The sequence below is a fragment of the Pseudomonas sp. EB271-G4-1 genome (assembly GCF_058791355.1).
The window spans coordinates 166,944-183,958 of the sequence record NZ_JBYTEO010000004.1; the positions used below are offsets into that span (position 1 = coordinate 166,944).

Here is a 17,015-nt window from a genome sequence, read left to right on the forward strand (position 1 = left end):
CCTCATGACCGTAGCGTTAATGCTTGTGCTGCGCAGTCTCTCAAAGCGTATCAATCGCGAACTTCAACGATATTTATCACCCCGCTACCTGCAGACGAGGGGTGTGCGTCGGCGCAAGCCTGTAGCACCCGTTGCGAGTGATGTACATGAACAGCCCTGAGCGATTCGAGGTAAAGCCGACATCAATGAAAACCGCGTGGACCTGGCCAGGCCTGGGACTGTGGAACCTTTATTTCCTCATCAAGCTGGCGCTTCTTTGGAGCGGTCACCTGAACTTGCAGCTCCTGCCGAACCTGGTGTTTGCCGCCGTATTATTGGTGCCGCTGCACAATCGTTACGTGTCGCTGCTACGCACGTTGATCGCTATACCGTTGAGTGTGGCGTTGTTCTATCAAGACACTTGGCTGCCACCTTTTAGCCGGTTGCTGGACCAGCCTGGCGTGCTGAATTTCACTGGGGATTATCTGCTTGATCTGGCCGGTCGTTTCATTGATCCAAACCTTTGCGGCGCATTGCTATTGTTGGTGGTGGCGTATTTCTTCGTGCACCAGTGGTTGCGCCTGACAACCTTGACGCTGGCCGGTTTCGCCTGGCTAGGCGGAGCAGGGCTTATGGCAATGCATGCCCCTGTCCCACAAAGCACCGCGCAGGCGCCCGTCTCCGCAGGTACGCCGATCGTCAGCGCAGAGCCGGATAGCCCGACGCTCGATGCTTATCTGCAAAATTTCTACAACACCGAGGCCGGTCGGCAAGTGGCATTCCAACCGTCGCAATCGGCTGCTCAACCGTTTGACCTGCTGCTCATCAATATCTGTTCAATGGCATGGGACGATCTGGATGCAGTTGGTTTACATGACAACAGCTTGTTGCAGCAGATGGATGTGGTGTTCGAGAACTTCAATTCGGCTACATCTTACAGCGGGCCAGCTGCTATCAGGTTGCTGCGCGCCAGCTGCGGTCAGCAATCTCATAGCAAGCTTTACGACGTGGCACCCGAACAATGCCTGCTCATGGATGATCTGCGCAAATTGGGCTTCAGCAGTGAAGTCATGCTCAACCATACGGGTCAGTTCGAAGGATTTATCGACGAAGTTCGTGCCCAGGGATCGTTGCCGGGGCCGCAGGTCAATATCACCAATCTGCCGCGCACCCTGGTAGCTTTCGACGGTTCCTCGATCTGGCGTGATCGTGAGGTTCTGGACAAATGGTGGCAGCATCGCGAGGGGCAGAGCGATTCGAGGGTGGCGCTGTTCTACAACACCACGACGCTGCATGACGGCAACCGCGCCCTGACTCTCGATGGCGGCACGAAGAGCGCCGATTACAAAGTGCGCGCTCAAACCTTGATAGATGATTTGGACGCGTTCCTCAAAGCACTGGCGAAGAGCGGACGTCGGGTGGCGGTGGTGATCGTGCCCGAGCATGGCGCGGCCTTGCACGGTGACCGCATGCAGATTTCCGGAATGCGGGAAATCCCGAGTCCGTCGATTACCCATGTGCCGGTCGGCATCAAGTTAGTGGGTATGGGCAGGAACCCGCGATCGGAGCCGATCCTCGTCAAAGAGCCAAGTAGTTATCTGGCCCTGTCGGAAATCATTTCTCGCTTGTACACCGCGCCTGCGCAAGGTGAAGGGTTGGGCCCGGACTGGCAGGCACTGCTGACCAATCTGCCCCAAACCCCGGCGGTCTCGGAAAACGCTGGAACTGTTGTCCTCGACTACGCCGGCAAGCCTTATGTTCGGATCAAGGAGAATGGAGCATGGCTTCCTTACCCGCAAAAATTCAACTGAAGCACCCAGCGCCTTCGCGCAACGAACGGACCGATGATATTGCACGGCTTAAAGTCGAACTGCGCCTGCCGAGCCTGGAATACGTCGATGTTTCGGCACAGCTTGAATTAAGCAGGGCGCTCAAGCGCTGGCCGTTGCTGGCTGATTTCCCTATCACTGACGAGCAGGGTGACCAGGTGCCTTTGCCAGTGGTCCAGCCAGTGCAACAAGGTAAGTTCGGAGCGCTTAAGTGACATCGCTGAGTATGCGCGGGGTTCGTGGGGGAGTCGGCACCACTTCGTTGATAGCGGCGCTCGGCTATGCCCTGGAAAGCCTCGGTGAGCGCGTATTGCTGATCGACATGTCCCCGGAAAATCTACTGTCCCTTCATTTCAATCTGCAGGATTGCGGGAAATCGGGCTGGGCGCGAGCGATGCTCGATGGCCAGGACTGGTACAAGCAGGCGTGGGGCCTGACGCCGACGCTCCACATACTGCCTTATGGTCGCCTGAGTACACAGGAGTCCATGAGCATCGAGCAGCAACTGATCCATGACTCCCAGATGTGGGTACGGCGTCAGGCGAGTCTGGCGGCCAACTATGACTGGCTGCTGTTTGATGTACCACAACGCTTGCCGGGGCACGGGACCATTGGTCCTTGCTTGCTCCCGATCCAGGTGGCCGAGGCAGATGCGGCTTGTCATGTGCTGCTGTTGCAGCAGGCGGGCAGCAATCCAGTGCTGGTAAACCGCTTCGATCCGGGCAGCCAGTTACAGCGCGATTTGTTGCTCATCTGGCGACAATACTATGCAACTCGTCTCTTACCGCTGACGGTGCACGCCGATGAGGCTATGCGCGAAGCATTTGCATTCAAGCAGCCAGTAGGACAATACGCGCCGGAAAGCCTTGCGGCGCAAGATGCATTGAGCCTGGCGACATGGTGCCTGGCACGACGCCGAGAGATGGCATGATCGAGCACTGGTTTCCTTACCTGCAACTGCATCGTCGTTACGACTGCCACCCACTGACAGCTTTATGGCTAGCCTCATTCACCGCCATGGCCTGGTTGTTCTTGCGACTGGAGTCGCCGGTCTGGCAGCGCCTCATCGCGCAACGCCAACGATGGTATCCGCATTTGGCCGGCAAGGTGCCAAGTGCTGGAGACCCTTTGCGTATTGCCCTGCAAAGCTTGTGGTTGCTGTTATTTCGCCCTTGGCCGAAAGCCCGGCGGCGCACTGCACCGCAATGGGCGCGCCATGTAGGTCAGTCGAACCAACGATTGTGGAGTCGCATAGGCGCGTTTCTCACAGAGCTGCCCCGGCAAGCCAATGAGAGCAAGCTCATGCATCGCGGCGCCCGGTGGCGGCGCAACCTTGATCCTCGCCATAAACATTGGCTTGACTATATCTGTGCTGCAGTCGGGTTGGTCCTCGTGGTGGTGTGTATCACCGAGCCCTTCAACTACGTATCGCAGTTGGTTTTTGTGATTTTGCTGTGGGCAGTGGCGATGGTGATCCGGCGCGTACCGGGCCGTTTTCCGACGCTGCTGCTGATCATGCTGTCGATCATCGTTTCCTGCCGCTACCTGTGGTGGCGCTATACCGCGACCCTGAACTGGGACAGTCCGCTGGATCTGGCTTGCGGGGTGCTGTTGCTGATTGCGGAAACCTACTCCTGGCTGGTGCTGTTACTGGGCTACATCCAGACCTGCTGGCCGTTAAATCGCCCTCCGGCGCAACTGCCACGTGATACACGGTCGTGGCCTACGGTTGATCTCCTGATTCCGACATACAACGAGGACCTGTCCATCGTGCGCAGCACCGTGTATGCGGCCCTTGGTATCGACTGGCCTCACGACAAATTGCGTATTTCGATACTTGATGATGGAAAGCGCGAAGAATTCCGCCTGTTTGCTGAACAGGCCGGCGTGAATTACATCACCCGTAACGACAACAAACATGCCAAGGCTGGCAATCTCAATCAGGCCCTGAAGCAGCTTGATGGCGAGTTAGTGGCAATCTTCGACTGCGATCACGTGCCGGTACGTTCATTCCTGCAACTTACGGTGGGCTGGTTCCTGCGTGACCCCAAGCTGGCACTGGTGCAAACACCGCATCACTTCCTGTCGCCGGACCCTTTTGAACGTAACCTCGACACGTTCCGGCGCCGGCCCAATGAGGGCGAGTTGTTCTACGGTTTGGTACAGGATGGCAACGACATGTGGAATGCCGCGTTTTTCTGCGGCTCATGTGCCGTGCTACGGCGTTCGGCGATCGATGAAATCGGCGGCTTCGCCGTGGAAACCGTCACCGAAGACGCCCATACCGCGCTGCGCCTGCACCGAAAAGGCTGGAACTCGGCTTACGTGCGAATTCCCCAGGCCGCAGGGCTGGCCACTGAAAGCCTGTCGGCACACATCGGTCAGCGCATTCGCTGGGCGCGGGGCATGGCTCAGATTTTCCGCACCGACAACCCGTTGCTGGGCAAAGGCCTGACGATCTTTCAACGTATTTGCTATGCCAACGCCATGCTGCACTTTCTGGCGGGCCTGCCGCGTCTGGTATTCCTTACTGCGCCTTTGGCGTTCCTGCTGATGCACGCCTACATCATCTACGCGCCGGCCTTGATGATCATGCTGTATGTGATTCCACACATGGTTCACGCCAGCCTGACCAACTCACGCATGCAGGGAGAGCACCGCTTGACGTTCTGGGGAGAGGTCTATGAAACGGTGCTGGCCTGGTACATCGCGCGGCCAACCACCGTCGCGCTGTTCAATCCCAAAAAAGGCAAGTTCAACGTGACCGCCAAAGGCGGCTTGATGACCGAGAACCAGTTCGACTGGGGTATCGCCAGACCGTATCTGGTGTTGGCGGTGATGAATATTGCTGGCCTGTGCTTTGCGGTATGGCGTTTGTTTTACGGGCCAACCAATGAAATCGGTACCACGCTGGTCAGCAGCCTGTGGGTCATTTACAACCTGCTGATCGTGGGCGCTGCCGTGGCAATCGCCGCTGAAGTACGTCAGGTGCGCGAGACCCACCGTGTGCAGGCCAAACTGCCAGCGGCGATACGTCTGCAAAACGGGCGCTTCTATCCCTGTTTGTTGGTGGATTACTCCGACGGTGGTACCGGCGTCCAACTGGACGTTGAGCTTTCCTTGCCAATCGGCGAGCGGGTTTCCCTGCTGATGCAGCGTGGAGAACGGGAGTTCCTTTTCTCGGGTATCGTCAGCCGCAGCCATAAAAACTTTATTGGCATCGCGCTCAACGAGCTGACTGCGCAACAGAAAATCGACTACGTGCAATGCACTTTTTCCCGGGCCGACGCCTGGCTGAACTGGAATGAAGACTTCGCTCCAGACCGGCCGCTGCACAGTTTCATCGATGTGCTGCGTCTTGGCGCCACCGGCTATTACCGCTTGTATCAATACCTGCCCGCCTGGACACGCACCCTGTTCCGACCGTTCGTGCGTGTGCTCGCTTGGCTGATCAGCTATATGCCGCGCTTCGCCAAAGCGCCCCCTCTTTCTCCAACTTCTCGATCGGTATGCGCACCATGAGTCGCTATTTCAGTTTCACGCTGGTCAGCCTGCTGTCACTGGCAATGAGTTGCGCTCAGGCGCAGCCCGTCAAAGAGCAAACTTCCAAGGGGCAGCCACCGGTGCCAGTGTCGGTACCGGCAACAGTGACCAGCGTGCCGAGCTGGGACGTTTCGCGTAATTTCACAGAGCTGGGGCGTGTGGCTGACAGCCTGTTACTAGGCACGCATAACACCGATCAGCTGGAATTCACCATGCGGCGCGATCGCATCGCCAACGATGCAAAGCTACAACTTGAGTACACGCCATCGCCGGCACTCCTGCCAACGCTGTCGCACCTGCGGGTTTACCTCAACGACGTGTTGATGAACGTGATCCCCATCGACAAGGAGCAATTGGGCAAAAAGACTGTTCGTCAGGTTGATCTTGATCCGCGCCTGATCAGCGACTTCAACCGCATACGGTTGGAGTTTGTCGGTCATTACACCGACATTTGCGAAGAGCCTTCCAATAGCGCGCTGTGGGTCAATATCAGCCGGGCCAGCCTGGTTTCCCTGAAAGAGCAGGCGTTGATCGTACAGAACGATCTGGCCTATTTTCCGATGCCTTTCTACGATGCGCGCGACTACGACAAGCCCGTTCTGAACATGGTTTTCGCAGCTTCTCCCACGCTTGGCGAGCAGCGTGCGGCGGGTATCGTAGCCTCGTATTTCGGTAGCCTGGCGGCGTGGCGCGGCACGGAATTCCCGGTGTTGTTTGATCAACTGCCCACAGCAACAGCCTCTAGGCCTGTCACCGCATCCATTGTGTTTGCCACCAACAATCATCGCCCGGCGTTCCTCGCCGACATGAAGCAGTTCCCGCCGGTTGAGGCACCGGTGGTGCAGATAATCGACAACCCGACTGATCACTACAGTAAGGTGTTGCTGGTGCTGGGCCGCGACGAGGCCGACCTGGCCGCCGCCGCACAAGCGTTGGTATTGGGTGGTGATCTGTTTCGAGGCGAGCGGGTTGTCATCGACAAAGTGCAGCAGATTCAACCACGCCAACCCTATGACGCTCCGAACTGGATGCGTACGGATCGTGCCGTACGCTTCGCCGAGCTGATCAAGTACCCAGAGCAGTTGCGCACCAGCGGCGTGCAGCCGCTGCCGATCAGCCTGGATATCAACTTGCCGCCGGATCTGTTTGTCTGGCGCAACCAGGGCATTCCGCTGCAAACCAAATATCGCTACACGCCATCGGCTTCCAATGACGGTTCGCGACTGAACATCAGCCTCAACAATCAGTTCATCACCAGCCTGCCACTGCTGGCCAACACCAATGACCGACTGGAAGAATTGCGCCTTGCCGTGTTGTCCAGCGAGTCGGCGAACACCAATGAAAATCTGTCGGTCCCTGCGCTGAAAATCGGCGACCGCAACAACTTGCGGTTCAATTTCAGCTTCGCCACGACCACCAGCAGTTCCCAGCGGGATCGCTGCCAGACTTCGTTAACGGTGGACACTCAAGCGGTTATCGACGATCAGTCAACGATCGATATGTCGGGCTATCACCATTTCATCGCCATGCCTGATCTGGCAGCGTTCGCACGCAGCGGCTTTCCCTTCAGCCGAATGGCGGATCTTTCCGAGACCGTGGTAATGGTGCCGCCACAGCCCAATGCCCTGCAGTTGAGTACGTACCTCGAAGCAGTGGCCGGAATTTCCGCCCGCTCGGGCCTGCCCGCCATGAACCTGACCTTGAGCGATAATTGGGACGAGGTATCGAAGCGCGATGCAGACTTGCTGATCCTCGGTTCTTTACCCCCTGACATCCACGATAACCGCGACATGAATCTGCTGTTGGACAGCTCCCGAAACGGCTTGTTGAAAGCGAACATGCAGGGGCCTGGCTCGTCGCAGATCAAGGACGAGGGCAAACCTGCAGCCAGTCGTGTTGAAGTTTCGGCCACCGGTCCCATTGCAGCAATTGTCGGCCTGCAATCGCCTTTCCATGAACAGCGCAGCATAGTGGCCTTGCTGGCCACCGAAGACTCCGGCTACCAGTTATTGCGCGAGACGCTCAATGACAGCGGAAAGCTGGACGCAGTGGCCGGCTCGGTGGTGTTGATTCGCAGCAGCGGCGTTCAAGGTCACATGGTAGGCGATCACTATTACGTCGGCAGCCTGCCATGGTGGCTGCTGCTCTGGTTCAAGTTATCCGAGCACCCGGTCCTGCTCGCGATCATGGCGGTGTCTGGCGTACTGCTCAGTGCATTCCTGACTTGGCGCATCTTGAAATGGGCGGCTCGTCGCCGGTTGGCATATGAAGAATAAGCCGGCGAACATTGCCCGGTCACGAATCCTTGCAGCGTTCTTGCCACTGCTGGCATTGCCTGCACAGGGAGCGAGCCAATGTGTATGGCCGGCCTGGGAAAATTTCAAACAGCACCTGATCAGTGATGATGGACGGGTAATAGACGCGTCCTCCCCACAGCAGATAACGACATCTGAAGGGCAAAGCTATGGGCTGTTTTTCGCGCTGGTCGCCAACGATGGGAAAAGCTTTGACCGGTTGTTGACTTGGACCCGCAACAATCTGGCGGATGGCGATCTAGGCGCCCGCCTGCCTGCCTGGCAATGGGGACGCGACAAGAACGGTCAATGGGGCGTGCTCGACAGCAATAACGCCAGCGACGCCGACCTGTGGATTGCCTACAGCTTGCTGGAAGCCGGCCGTCTGTGGAGCAGGCCGGATTATCTGGCCCTGGGTAATCACCTGCTATGGCGTAGCGCCGCACAAACTCTGCGTAAGTTACCGGGTCTTGGCCTTATGTTGCTGCCAGGGGATGTCGGTTTCGAATCCAGTCAAGGCTGGCGCCTGAACCTTAGTTATCTGCCGCCGCAGCTGTTGCGCAGATTTTCTTTCATAGCACCGGTGTGGACCGAAGTCGCGAAAAACTCCCAACTCGCGCTGATCGAAGGCTCCCCCAAAGGTTTCGCACCCGACTGGCTGATGTGGCAGGCCGGAAAGGGTTTTTTTCCCGACGCGAAAAGCACGCAGGGTAGCTACGACGCTATTCGTGTCTATCTATGGGTGGGCATGCTGGCGACCGACGCACCCGAACGCAGCGTTTTGCTCAACCACTTCAAACCCATGATTGAAGCTACCGCGCGCCTGGGATATGTGCCGGAACACGTTGACTCCGACACTGGCGAGATCATGAACGCAGGCCCCGTCGGGTTTTCCGCGGCACTCTTGCCCTTATTGGCCAGCGACGCGTCGGCTGCTGCCGCACTGTCTGCCCAACGTGAACACCTGCGTCAATCTCCTCCGTTGGCAGATGCTTATTACAACCAATCGCTGGTGATGTTCGGCCAGGGTTGGGACGAACACCGCTATCGGTTCGACAAGGATGGGCGGCTGCAACCGAACTGGACGAGTCCATGCACGCACTGAACAAAGCCCCCCACATCAGTAACTTCAAGATTTTAATGTTGCGCTCCACCCTGCTGCTGTCCTGCTTGAGCGGTGCCGCGCTCGCGTCGACGGCGCCTGTTACTCAACAGGAACAACAGCAATGGCTGTTGCAGCAAATACGTATTGGTGAGGCCTTACAGCGCGAAGATCTGGTGCGCGACTCTTTGGCACGACTAAGACTGATCGCCCCCGACAATCCTCAGGTGCTGGTGGGTGACATTCGACAGGCCTTGGCTGACAAGACTCAGCCGCAGAACAGCGTCTGGATTGAGCAAAGGTTGACGCGCCTGCGCCAGCTGGCGCCGGACTCTGCGCAATTGCGCCAGGCTCAGGCACTTATCAAAATGCACAGTCCGGACGGTCTGCGCCAACTGCAGCAGGCACGGTTACTGGCTGCTGCCGGGCGCTTTGAAGAGGCCAGCGAAGCTTTCGAAAAGCTGTTTGCCAAAGAGCCGCCGGACCTCGCGTCGGCGCTGGAATACTGGAACGCGCGCAGTCGCATCAGTGGCCAGCGCGCAGCTGTGATCGGTCATTTGCAGGCCCTGGATCGGGATTATCCAGGCAATGCCGGCTTACGCCAGATGCTGGTCGGGTTATTGTTCGCCGAAGATCGCAACGACGAAGCCCTGACCGTGCTGCATCAATTGGCGACAGATCCTCTTGCCAGTACCAATGCCGCCGAACGGGAATACAACTACCTGATCAAGCTGCCCGTTGGCCCGCAGACGGCGCAGGCGTGGCAAGCATTCATTCGCTATTACCCGTATTCGCCGTTGGCTAAAGATGCTACGAAGCAGCTGGCGATGCAAAAAGGGCTGTTGGCCGATCCTGCTTGGCAAGCCGGCGTCAAAGCCAAGCGCATGCTCGAACAAGACAACGCCAGTGAGAGTGCGGCTGCCGAGAGCTTGTTGCGCCAGGCCCTGAAGGCATATCCGCAAGACGCGAGCCTATACGGCGCCTTGGGTACGGCGTTAATGCGCCAAAGCAAATACTCGGCGGCCTATGAGGCCTTTTCCACGGCATTGAGCAAAGAGCAAGACACCGATTACATCAGCAAATGGCAGGATCTACAGGCCGTTACCCGCAACTGGATGATCCTGCAACAAGGCGACGAAGCCCTGCAGCGTAAGGACTACGCGGCGGCACGCAAGGCATATCAGCAATCGCGAACCCTCAAGGCCGACTCCGCCGACCCATTGATCGGCCTCGCCAATGTCGCCCTGGCCGAATCCGATGAAGTCGCGGCTGAAGCGCTGTTGTTGCAGGCGCGCAAGGTCGAACCAGGCAATGGCAGCGTGGTGCGCGCCCTGATGCGCCTGTATCGGGGTCAGTCCATCGAACGTGCCGAAGCCTTCCTCAACACCTTGCCGGCCAGCAACCAGACGGAGTTTGCCAGCCTGCGTCGGAGCATTGAACTTGAACGGCTGAACCTGCAAGCGGATCTCGCCAGTCAGCATTCGGACTGGGCTCAGTTGGCGTCGCTGCTGAAAAAAATCCGCCAGTTGGAACCCGACAATCCGTGGCTGACTTATCGCTTGGCCACCGCCGAAATTGCCATGGGGCAACCGCGGGAGGCGGACAAAGCGTTTAGTGAATTACTTGCCCAGCAGGGCCGCAATCCCGAGGCTCGTTACGCTCATGGTCTGTACCTGGCCAATGAGAACCGCGACAGCGAAGCGTTAGCCACCCTAGGACAGAGCCCGGTCGCCGACTGGACCGACAACATGCGTGAACTGAACACCCGAATCAAACGTCGGCAGTTGATGGCTCAGGTCGAACAACTGCGCGACGCCGGGCACGAGCCCCAGGCCATTGCCTTGTTGCTGCGTGATCCGACCGTCGATGATCTTGGCACCCTCGCCGACTGGGCCGCCCAGCGCGGAGATTACGTCGGGGCGAAGAGCTACTACCGCAAGGTGCTCAGCGTGCAGCCACAAAATGCCGAGGCACAGCTGGGCTTGATCGAAGCGCAAATTGCCACCGGGCACGTTGATCAGGGCCGTGACGGTCTGGACCGAATCGTCGTGACCCCTTCTGCTCCCGCCCCCTGGCAACGACGGCTCGCCAACGCCTGGTCTGCCGTGGGCGAAAAGGATAAAGCCAGCGCGATATTCGCCCATCTGTTGAAAACACCACAGACCGACCCACTGATCTATCGCGACGCGGCGCGTCTTATGGCAAAGAATCAGCCGCAACAGGCTCTGGATAACTACGCCCACAGCATGGCCGCTGCTGGTTTGATTTCACCGGCCCATGCCAATCCCCGCGACAACGTGGCGATGACTGAGGCCAGCCGCGCCAAGGACAGCGATGATTGGCTGCCGCGCAGCGTGCGCAGCGACGTCGACGAGCTTTATCAAGAGCAGAACCCGACCGTCAATCTTTATCATGACTACACTTGGCGCAACGACGACACGGCACCGGGGATTGCCGACCTGACAACGCAGCTGACCATTTTGCGTATCGACGCGCCGTTCGCCCAAGGGCAGGGTTTCGTTCAGGCCGAGCAGGTGGCCCTTGACGCCAGCTCCTTCGACACTGACCCCGATGGCTTGCACCGCGAACAGTTCGGCACCTGCGCCGTCCAGCTCCGCGACAAGGTCACAAAAGAGCCGGTACCCAATGGCTGCCGCAGCACCTCGCAAAGCACAAGTGGGCCAAGTCTGGCGGTGGGTTGGAAGAACGATTACTGGGCACTGGACCTGGGCCATTCGCCACAAGGTTTCGAAGTGGGAAACTGGCTCGGTGGTGTCGCATATAGCAGTGACTGGAGATCTATTGGCTGGACCTTGACCGCCTCACGTCGGCCCATGAGCAACTCGGTGGTGTCATACGCCGGAGCCGTCGATCCGCAGACCGGTATACGTTGGGGCGGCGTCACCAGCAACGGGTTAACCTTGAGCCTGAGCCATGATGAAGGTGGCATTGATGGCGTATGGGCCAGCTTCGGCAGTCATTGGCTGCGCGGCAAGAACGTGGTCGACAACCAACGCCTCTCGGCCATGACCGGTTACTACTACAGACTGATGGATCGTGCCGACGAGCGTATGCGTACCGGTTTGACCCTCATGTATTGGGGTTACGACAAGGACTTGAGCGAGTACACCCTTGGCCAGGGCGGTTATTACAGTCCGCAACGATATTACTCAATTGGCGTTCCATTCAGCTATGCCTGGCGCAATGCCAATTGGTCGGCACAGCTGGAAAGCTCGGTAGGCTGGTCATACTCAAAAACCGACAGCAGCGACTTGTATCCGCTGGGCGGCCCGGCAGGCAAGCTGCTCAGCCAGGTCGACGCCGCAGGACTTGAAATCGATCCTGACACTGCCCTGACCACGGACGGAAGCAGCAGCACTGGCGCGAGCATTCGCCTGCAAGCGCTGGTCGAACGACGCCTGACGAATCATATGGTTGTGGGCTCGGGAATCACCCTGCAACACAGTGAAGGCTACGCCCCTAGCCGCGCTATGCTGTACCTGCGTTACACCTTCGATGAATGGCAAGGTAATCTCCCGATGCCGATCGAACCGGTAACGCCATATGCAGATATGCGGTGATGGCAGGGGACGTGTTCTAAATTCGTGCGCAGGATATTAGGCACCCTCTATCGGCGCGATGTTGTCTATGCTGCTGACAGCATGACGCCGTTAACTTTCTGGGGGATGTTCGATGTTCTACGTGCAACGCGATACAGACGGCCAACTGCTGCGCGTGGAAGCCGAAGCTTACGCCGAGTCCACGGAAAGGCTGCCGGCCGACCACCCTGACCTCCAGGCCTGGTTCGCCAATGAGTTGATGGCCACCAGCCATAAACAACTGCAGCAGATCAAACAGCTCAAACAACTGCGCCAGAGCGATCTGGAAATGATCCGGGTACTCGACGACTTGATCGCCGTACTGATCAACAAGGGCGTGATCCTCGTCACCGATCTGCCAGCGCCGGCACAAGCCAAACTCATGGACCGCAGCCAGGCCCGTGAAGCCTTGGGTGGATTGAGTCAGTTGCTTGAGGACGATGATGAAGGGTTTATCTGATTCTTCAATGACTGTACGGACGCCATCGCGAGCAAGCTCGTGGTGGCTGCATCACTGACGACACCCGCCCAACGCCCTAATCCCATGCCTTGGGCTCACCCAACAACCTCCCTTGTACGCCATACACCCCCATCTCCCGAATCACCGTCAACTCCCCTTCGGTCTCGACCCGTTCCGCTATCAACGGCAAATCAATACTGTGGGCGGCACGCTGGACTGCTTCGATGAACAGGCGCTTGTCACTCTCCTGATCAATCGCGCGGATGTAGCTGCCGTCAATCTTCAGGTACGCCAACCCCAGCCGCGCCAGGTTGCCGATGATGCTGAAACGCCCACCAAAATGCTGCAGGCTCAACGAGAACCCGAGCTCACGCAAACGCCGCGTCAGGTTTTCGAGCATGGCTTGCTCCGGCAATTGCTCTTCGCCGATCTCCAGGGTCAGCCGCGATCCCAGATTGGAGTGCGAACGCAGTGTCTCGAAGAGGGCATTCAACGCTTTAGGGTCTTCCAGGGTCGCCGATGACAGGTTCAGTGCCAGTGACTCCTCGTGATCGCCCATCTGCTCCAGCACCCGTTCCAGCACCAGTCGGTCCAGTCGTGCCACCCAACCGAACCGTTGGAGCCATGGCAGAAAGCTTCCAGCCGGGATGCTCTGGCCCTGGTCGTCGATCAGCCGCGTAAGCACTTTGTGGTGCAACACCAGTTGAGTGTCCTGACTGGCCACCACCGGCTGAAAATACAGTTTGAATCGCCGCTGAGTCAGCGCCTGATCCAGCAGCGTGTGCCAGGTATGATGGTCGTCGCCGACGCCGGCCAAGGCGCTGCGATCCAGGCAGACCCAGTGCGTATCGGTCTGGCTTTCGGCCTGTGCCAATGCCTGATCCGCCAACCCGAGCACGGCTTGCGGTGAATCGCCATGGGCAAAGGGAGCCAGTGCGATCGAGGCCACGCAAGCAACGTCCGTGGCGCCGGTCGCGTGCAGGCTCGCCAAGGCACTGTCGAGGCTGCGTGCCAATTGCAACGCTTCTTCGCGTACCAGCCCTGGCGCCAAGACGGCAAACTCACCGCCTCGAATGCGCGTGACCAGGTTTTGTGTTTCCGGGTACTTGGCGCACTCGCGAGACAATTGCAGCCCGACTGCCTTCAACAACTCATCAGTCCGCTGACCACCCAGGCGCTGATTCAAACCCGCCAGATCGTTGACCCGCAGCAACAGCAGATAACCCGAGCTGGCCTGCTCGGTATTGCTCACCCGTGCGTTCAACTGCATCTCGAAATAACGACGGTTCGCCAGCCCTGTCAGGTTGTCCTGATAAGACTCGATCCGCAGTCTTTCACTGCGTTCGGCCTGTTCCTGAAACAGTGCCTTGAGCTTCTCGACCATCTGGTTCATTGCTTGAACGACGCGGCGCAATTCAGGGGTACGCGGCAAATCCGGCAGGCTGAGGAATTCCCGGCGGGCAATCGCGTGGGATTGCTTGACCATGTAATCCAGGGGTTTCAATTGTCGACGCAACAGCAATGCACCCAAGACGGCGCTCACCGCGCCACACAGCAGCAGCCAACCGAGACTGCCCAGCGCACTCTGCCAAAGCTTGGCCAAGGCAAACATCGGGTGGCTGACCACCTCGACCCGCGCGGCCTGCTCCCAACCGCGGCTGACGATCGCATCGCCACCGGCCGCTTCCAGGCCGATCAGCTTGATGAACCATTGCGGTACATTGTTGACCGCCGGCATACCGCTGCGCTCGACGATGACTTTGTCGTCGCTCAAATCGACCACGCGGATGCTGGCGTAATACCCGCTGTCGAATAGCGAGCTGACCAGCAACTCGACCATCGCCGGATCGTCGATGTTCGGCGTCAGGGACACCGCCAAAGCCGTCGCGCCATCCTGGGCGTGAGAACGCAACTGGTTGACGTACTGGGTGCGCGAACTTTCCAGGCTGACCATGAAGCTGCCGGTAAAGGCGACCACCAGGAACAGACAGATAGCGATCAACAGCTGTTTAAACAAAGACATCTGAGCGTGAGCTCCTAGTTAGTCGTTTCGACCGGAAAACCTTCGGCCTGCATTTTTTTCAGCACATCCTGCCAACGCGACAGGCGTTTGGTATCACCAACCTTCTTGTTACCTTTGGCGCCGGGCAAGTACAGGCCTTCTGCATTGAAGGAGTAGACCGGAAGCAGATCCGTTCGCTGACTGGCGGGCTGGATGGTGTCGATCAGGCTATCGAGGACCAACGGCATCGCCTCTGGACTCGAATAGTAGGTCAGCACCATGTGTGCCCGGTTCAGACGCAGGGCCTTGACGTAGGTAATGCGCAGTTTGTCACTGGAAACGCCAAGATGGCGCAGGCTGAAATACTTGGCGATGGCGTAATCTTCGCAGTCGCCGGCACCTTTCCACAGGGCTTCGATTGGCGTTTCCCAATAATCGACCTGCTGCCATAAATCGATGTCTTCGACGTAGCGCAACTGCTTGTTGACGAACCGGTTGACCACGTTCAACTGTTCAAGCTCGCCAAGCTGCTTCTGGCTGGCCAGCAAATGCTGCCAATCATCTATGCGTTGCTGGCCTGGACCCAAAGGTTCGTACAATGCCTGCGCCCGACGACTGATCAGAGAAAAATCCCAATCGGCATGCAGCCCGCCCAGCATCACGCCAGCCAGCAACAACGCGCAGGACAGCCAGCGCAGCATCCGTGGAATCGGGAAAAAACGTACCGCCAATGCGAGGCATCCAGGGTAGGCAGTTGGAAAGTCGGTTGATGGTGTAGGTTAGTACGGCAAAAAACAATGGCACCGTGAGATCAGCGATGGCGCGCTAAACTTGAAATAGGCAATTTGCTGATCGTTTGACAAGCTTTCAGGCAGTCACTAGTGTCAGTTGGATCCAAAAATAACTCAGTCAATCAGGGTGCGTTGTAGTGACACGAAAAGCCAACCCTCTCAGCAGCATCAAGGTCAACGGCCCCATTGCCGCTCACTTGGCGCGCTCGGTCATCGAGGAAACCTTGCGTTCGGCCATCCTGGACGGTCGGCTGCCGTGTGGCATCGCTCTGCGCCAGCAAGACCTGGCCGATCTCTTCGGTGTCAGCCGCATGCCTGTGCGCGAAGCGTTACGCCAACTCGAAGCCCAGTCATTGCTCAATGTGGTTGCCCACAAAGGTGCTGTGGTCGCCCCACTGGTCCAGGGCGATGCAGTGGAGACCTATGCACTGCGGATTTTACTGGAGTCCGAAGCCCTGCGCCTGTCGGTGCCATTGCTTGAGGCGGCGGATCTCGAACAGGCCGCGCTTTACATCGACCAGCTGGAGACGGAACAGGACTACACCGAAATCGGCCGGCTGAACCGCCTCTTTCATATGTCGCTCTACAGCAAGGCACCCAATCGCCGGTTGCTCAAACTGGTGGAGGACGGGTTGAACGAAGAAGAACGCTTCCTGCGCTTCAACCTTGAGGCCATGGGCCTGGGCAAGTTATCACAGGAAGATCACCGCGCCATGTGGCGGGCCGCCGAGGCGCGGGATGTCGAAGGATCGGTGAGGCTGCTGGTCAACCATCTCAATCGTGGGGTTGAGGTCATCACCCGGTACCTCAACAGTCCGGAAGCCAGGAACAGAAAAACCTCGTAGCAAAGGCAGCGGCAGGCCTGAGGGTGACTTCACTTGCCGCAACATTTCGTCGCTCATCATCCACGCATAATCTGCTTACAACATCCCCCGGCCCCGACTCCCAGCCCGCTATAACCATCCCCAGGCTCTTTTGCACGCCGATGCCGCGCGAGTCTGGGCGATGGTGGGTAGCTTTATCCGGCTTCCATCGATTCATCCCGGTGCTGTCTCACATTGAGTGACCGGCTACTCGATGAGCAATGTGCTGAAGCTCTTTTCGTAGGCCCAAAACGACAAAACCCCTGTCTGCGTGAGCAGATAGGGGTTTTGGAATTTAATCTTGACGATGACCTACTCTCACATGGGGAAACCCCACACTACCATCGGCGATGCATCGTTTCACTTCTGAGTTCGGGATGGGATCAGGTGGTTCCAACGCTCTATGGTCGTCAAGAAATTCTGTGTGCCGGTCCGTCCGTAAGGACGTGCCAGCGAATTATTGATGTTTCTACTATAAAGACAAAACCCCTACCTGCATGCGCAGATAGGGGTTTTGGAATTTAATCTTGACGATGACCTACTCTCACATGGG

Annotated in this window: 12 protein-coding genes and 1 rRNA gene; 10 read left to right on the plus strand and 3 right to left on the minus strand. The window is 58.0% G+C overall.

Going from position 1 to position 17,015, the window contains the following annotated elements:
• Positions 1-19: 19 nt before the first annotated feature.
• From AC3WWR_RS03760 to AC3WWR_RS03800, 9 genes are all read left to right on the plus strand, one after another.
• Complete coding sequence (locus AC3WWR_RS03760; protein ID WP_231989932.1) at positions 20-160, plus strand: hypothetical protein; 141 nt, start codon at positions 20-22, stop codon at positions 158-160.
• Complete coding sequence (gene bcsG, locus AC3WWR_RS03765; RefSeq protein WP_083349969.1) at positions 147-1,790, plus strand: cellulose biosynthesis protein BcsG; 1,644 nt, start codon at positions 147-149, stop codon at positions 1,788-1,790. The genes AC3WWR_RS03760 and bcsG overlap by 14 nt, the downstream gene beginning before the upstream one ends.
• Positions 1,760-2,023 (plus strand): cellulose biosynthesis protein BcsR, encoded by a 264-nt coding sequence (bcsR, locus tag AC3WWR_RS03770; protein ID WP_083349968.1) that lies wholly within the window; start codon positions 1,760-1,762, stop codon positions 2,021-2,023. Before bcsG ends, bcsR begins: the two co-directional genes overlap by 31 nt.
• Positions 2,020-2,739 carry a cellulose biosynthesis protein BcsQ gene (gene bcsQ, locus AC3WWR_RS03775; protein ID WP_083349967.1) on the plus strand — a complete coding sequence of 240 codons (720 nt, stop codon included), beginning with the start codon at positions 2,020-2,022 and terminating at the stop codon, positions 2,737-2,739. Before bcsR ends, bcsQ begins: the two co-directional genes overlap by 4 nt.
• The gene (gene bcsA, locus AC3WWR_RS03780) at positions 2,736-5,330 is read left to right on the plus strand and encodes a UDP-forming cellulose synthase catalytic subunit (RefSeq protein WP_492598469.1); all 2,595 of its coding nucleotides are present in this window, start codon (positions 2,736-2,738) and stop codon (positions 5,328-5,330) included. The genes bcsQ and bcsA overlap by 4 nt, the downstream gene beginning before the upstream one ends.
• The gene (gene bcsB / locus AC3WWR_RS03785; protein ID WP_083350203.1) at positions 5,327-7,627 is read left to right on the plus strand and encodes a cellulose biosynthesis cyclic di-GMP-binding regulatory protein BcsB; all 2,301 of its coding nucleotides are present in this window, start codon (positions 5,327-5,329) and stop codon (positions 7,625-7,627) included. Before bcsA ends, bcsB begins: the two co-directional genes overlap by 4 nt.
• Positions 7,617-8,750, plus strand: a complete 1,134-nt coding sequence (bcsZ, locus tag AC3WWR_RS03790; protein ID WP_225441865.1) for a cellulose synthase complex periplasmic endoglucanase BcsZ — start codon at positions 7,617-7,619, stop codon at positions 8,748-8,750. The genes bcsB and bcsZ overlap by 11 nt, the downstream gene beginning before the upstream one ends.
• Complete coding sequence (bcsC, locus tag AC3WWR_RS03795) at positions 8,738-12,328, plus strand: cellulose synthase complex outer membrane protein BcsC (RefSeq protein ID WP_492598470.1); 3,591 nt, start codon at positions 8,738-8,740, stop codon at positions 12,326-12,328. Before bcsZ ends, bcsC begins: the two co-directional genes overlap by 13 nt.
• A gap of 112 nt (positions 12,329-12,440) precedes the next feature.
• The gene (locus tag AC3WWR_RS03800) at positions 12,441-12,806 is read left to right on the plus strand and encodes a tryptophan synthase subunit beta (RefSeq protein WP_083349964.1); all 366 of its coding nucleotides are present in this window, start codon (positions 12,441-12,443) and stop codon (positions 12,804-12,806) included.
• Positions 12,807-12,882: 76 nt separating this feature from the next.
• Here AC3WWR_RS03800 and lapD read toward each other — a convergent pair whose 3' ends face one another.
• A complete protein-coding gene (lapD, locus tag AC3WWR_RS03805; protein WP_083349963.1) occupies positions 12,883-14,829 on the minus strand; it encodes a cyclic di-GMP receptor LapD in 1,947 nt (648 codons plus the stop codon).
• 14 nt (positions 14,830-14,843) lie between these two features.
• Entirely contained in the window at positions 14,844-15,539 is a 696-nt protein-coding gene (gene lapG, locus AC3WWR_RS03810; RefSeq protein ID WP_083349962.1) for a cysteine protease LapG, read from the minus strand.
• 197 nt (positions 15,540-15,736) lie between these two features.
• On the opposite strand from lapG, the gene AC3WWR_RS03815 reads away from it, so the two are divergent.
• Positions 15,737-16,444: a GntR family transcriptional regulator gene (locus AC3WWR_RS03815; RefSeq protein WP_020801050.1), complete on the plus strand. Its 708-nt coding sequence runs from the start codon at positions 15,737-15,739 to the stop codon at positions 16,442-16,444.
• A gap of 317 nt (positions 16,445-16,761) precedes the next feature.
• Here the strand turns inward: AC3WWR_RS03815 and rrf are convergent.
• Positions 16,762-16,877, minus strand: a 5S ribosomal RNA gene (gene rrf / locus AC3WWR_RS03820).
• Positions 16,878-17,015: the final 138 nt, after the last annotated feature.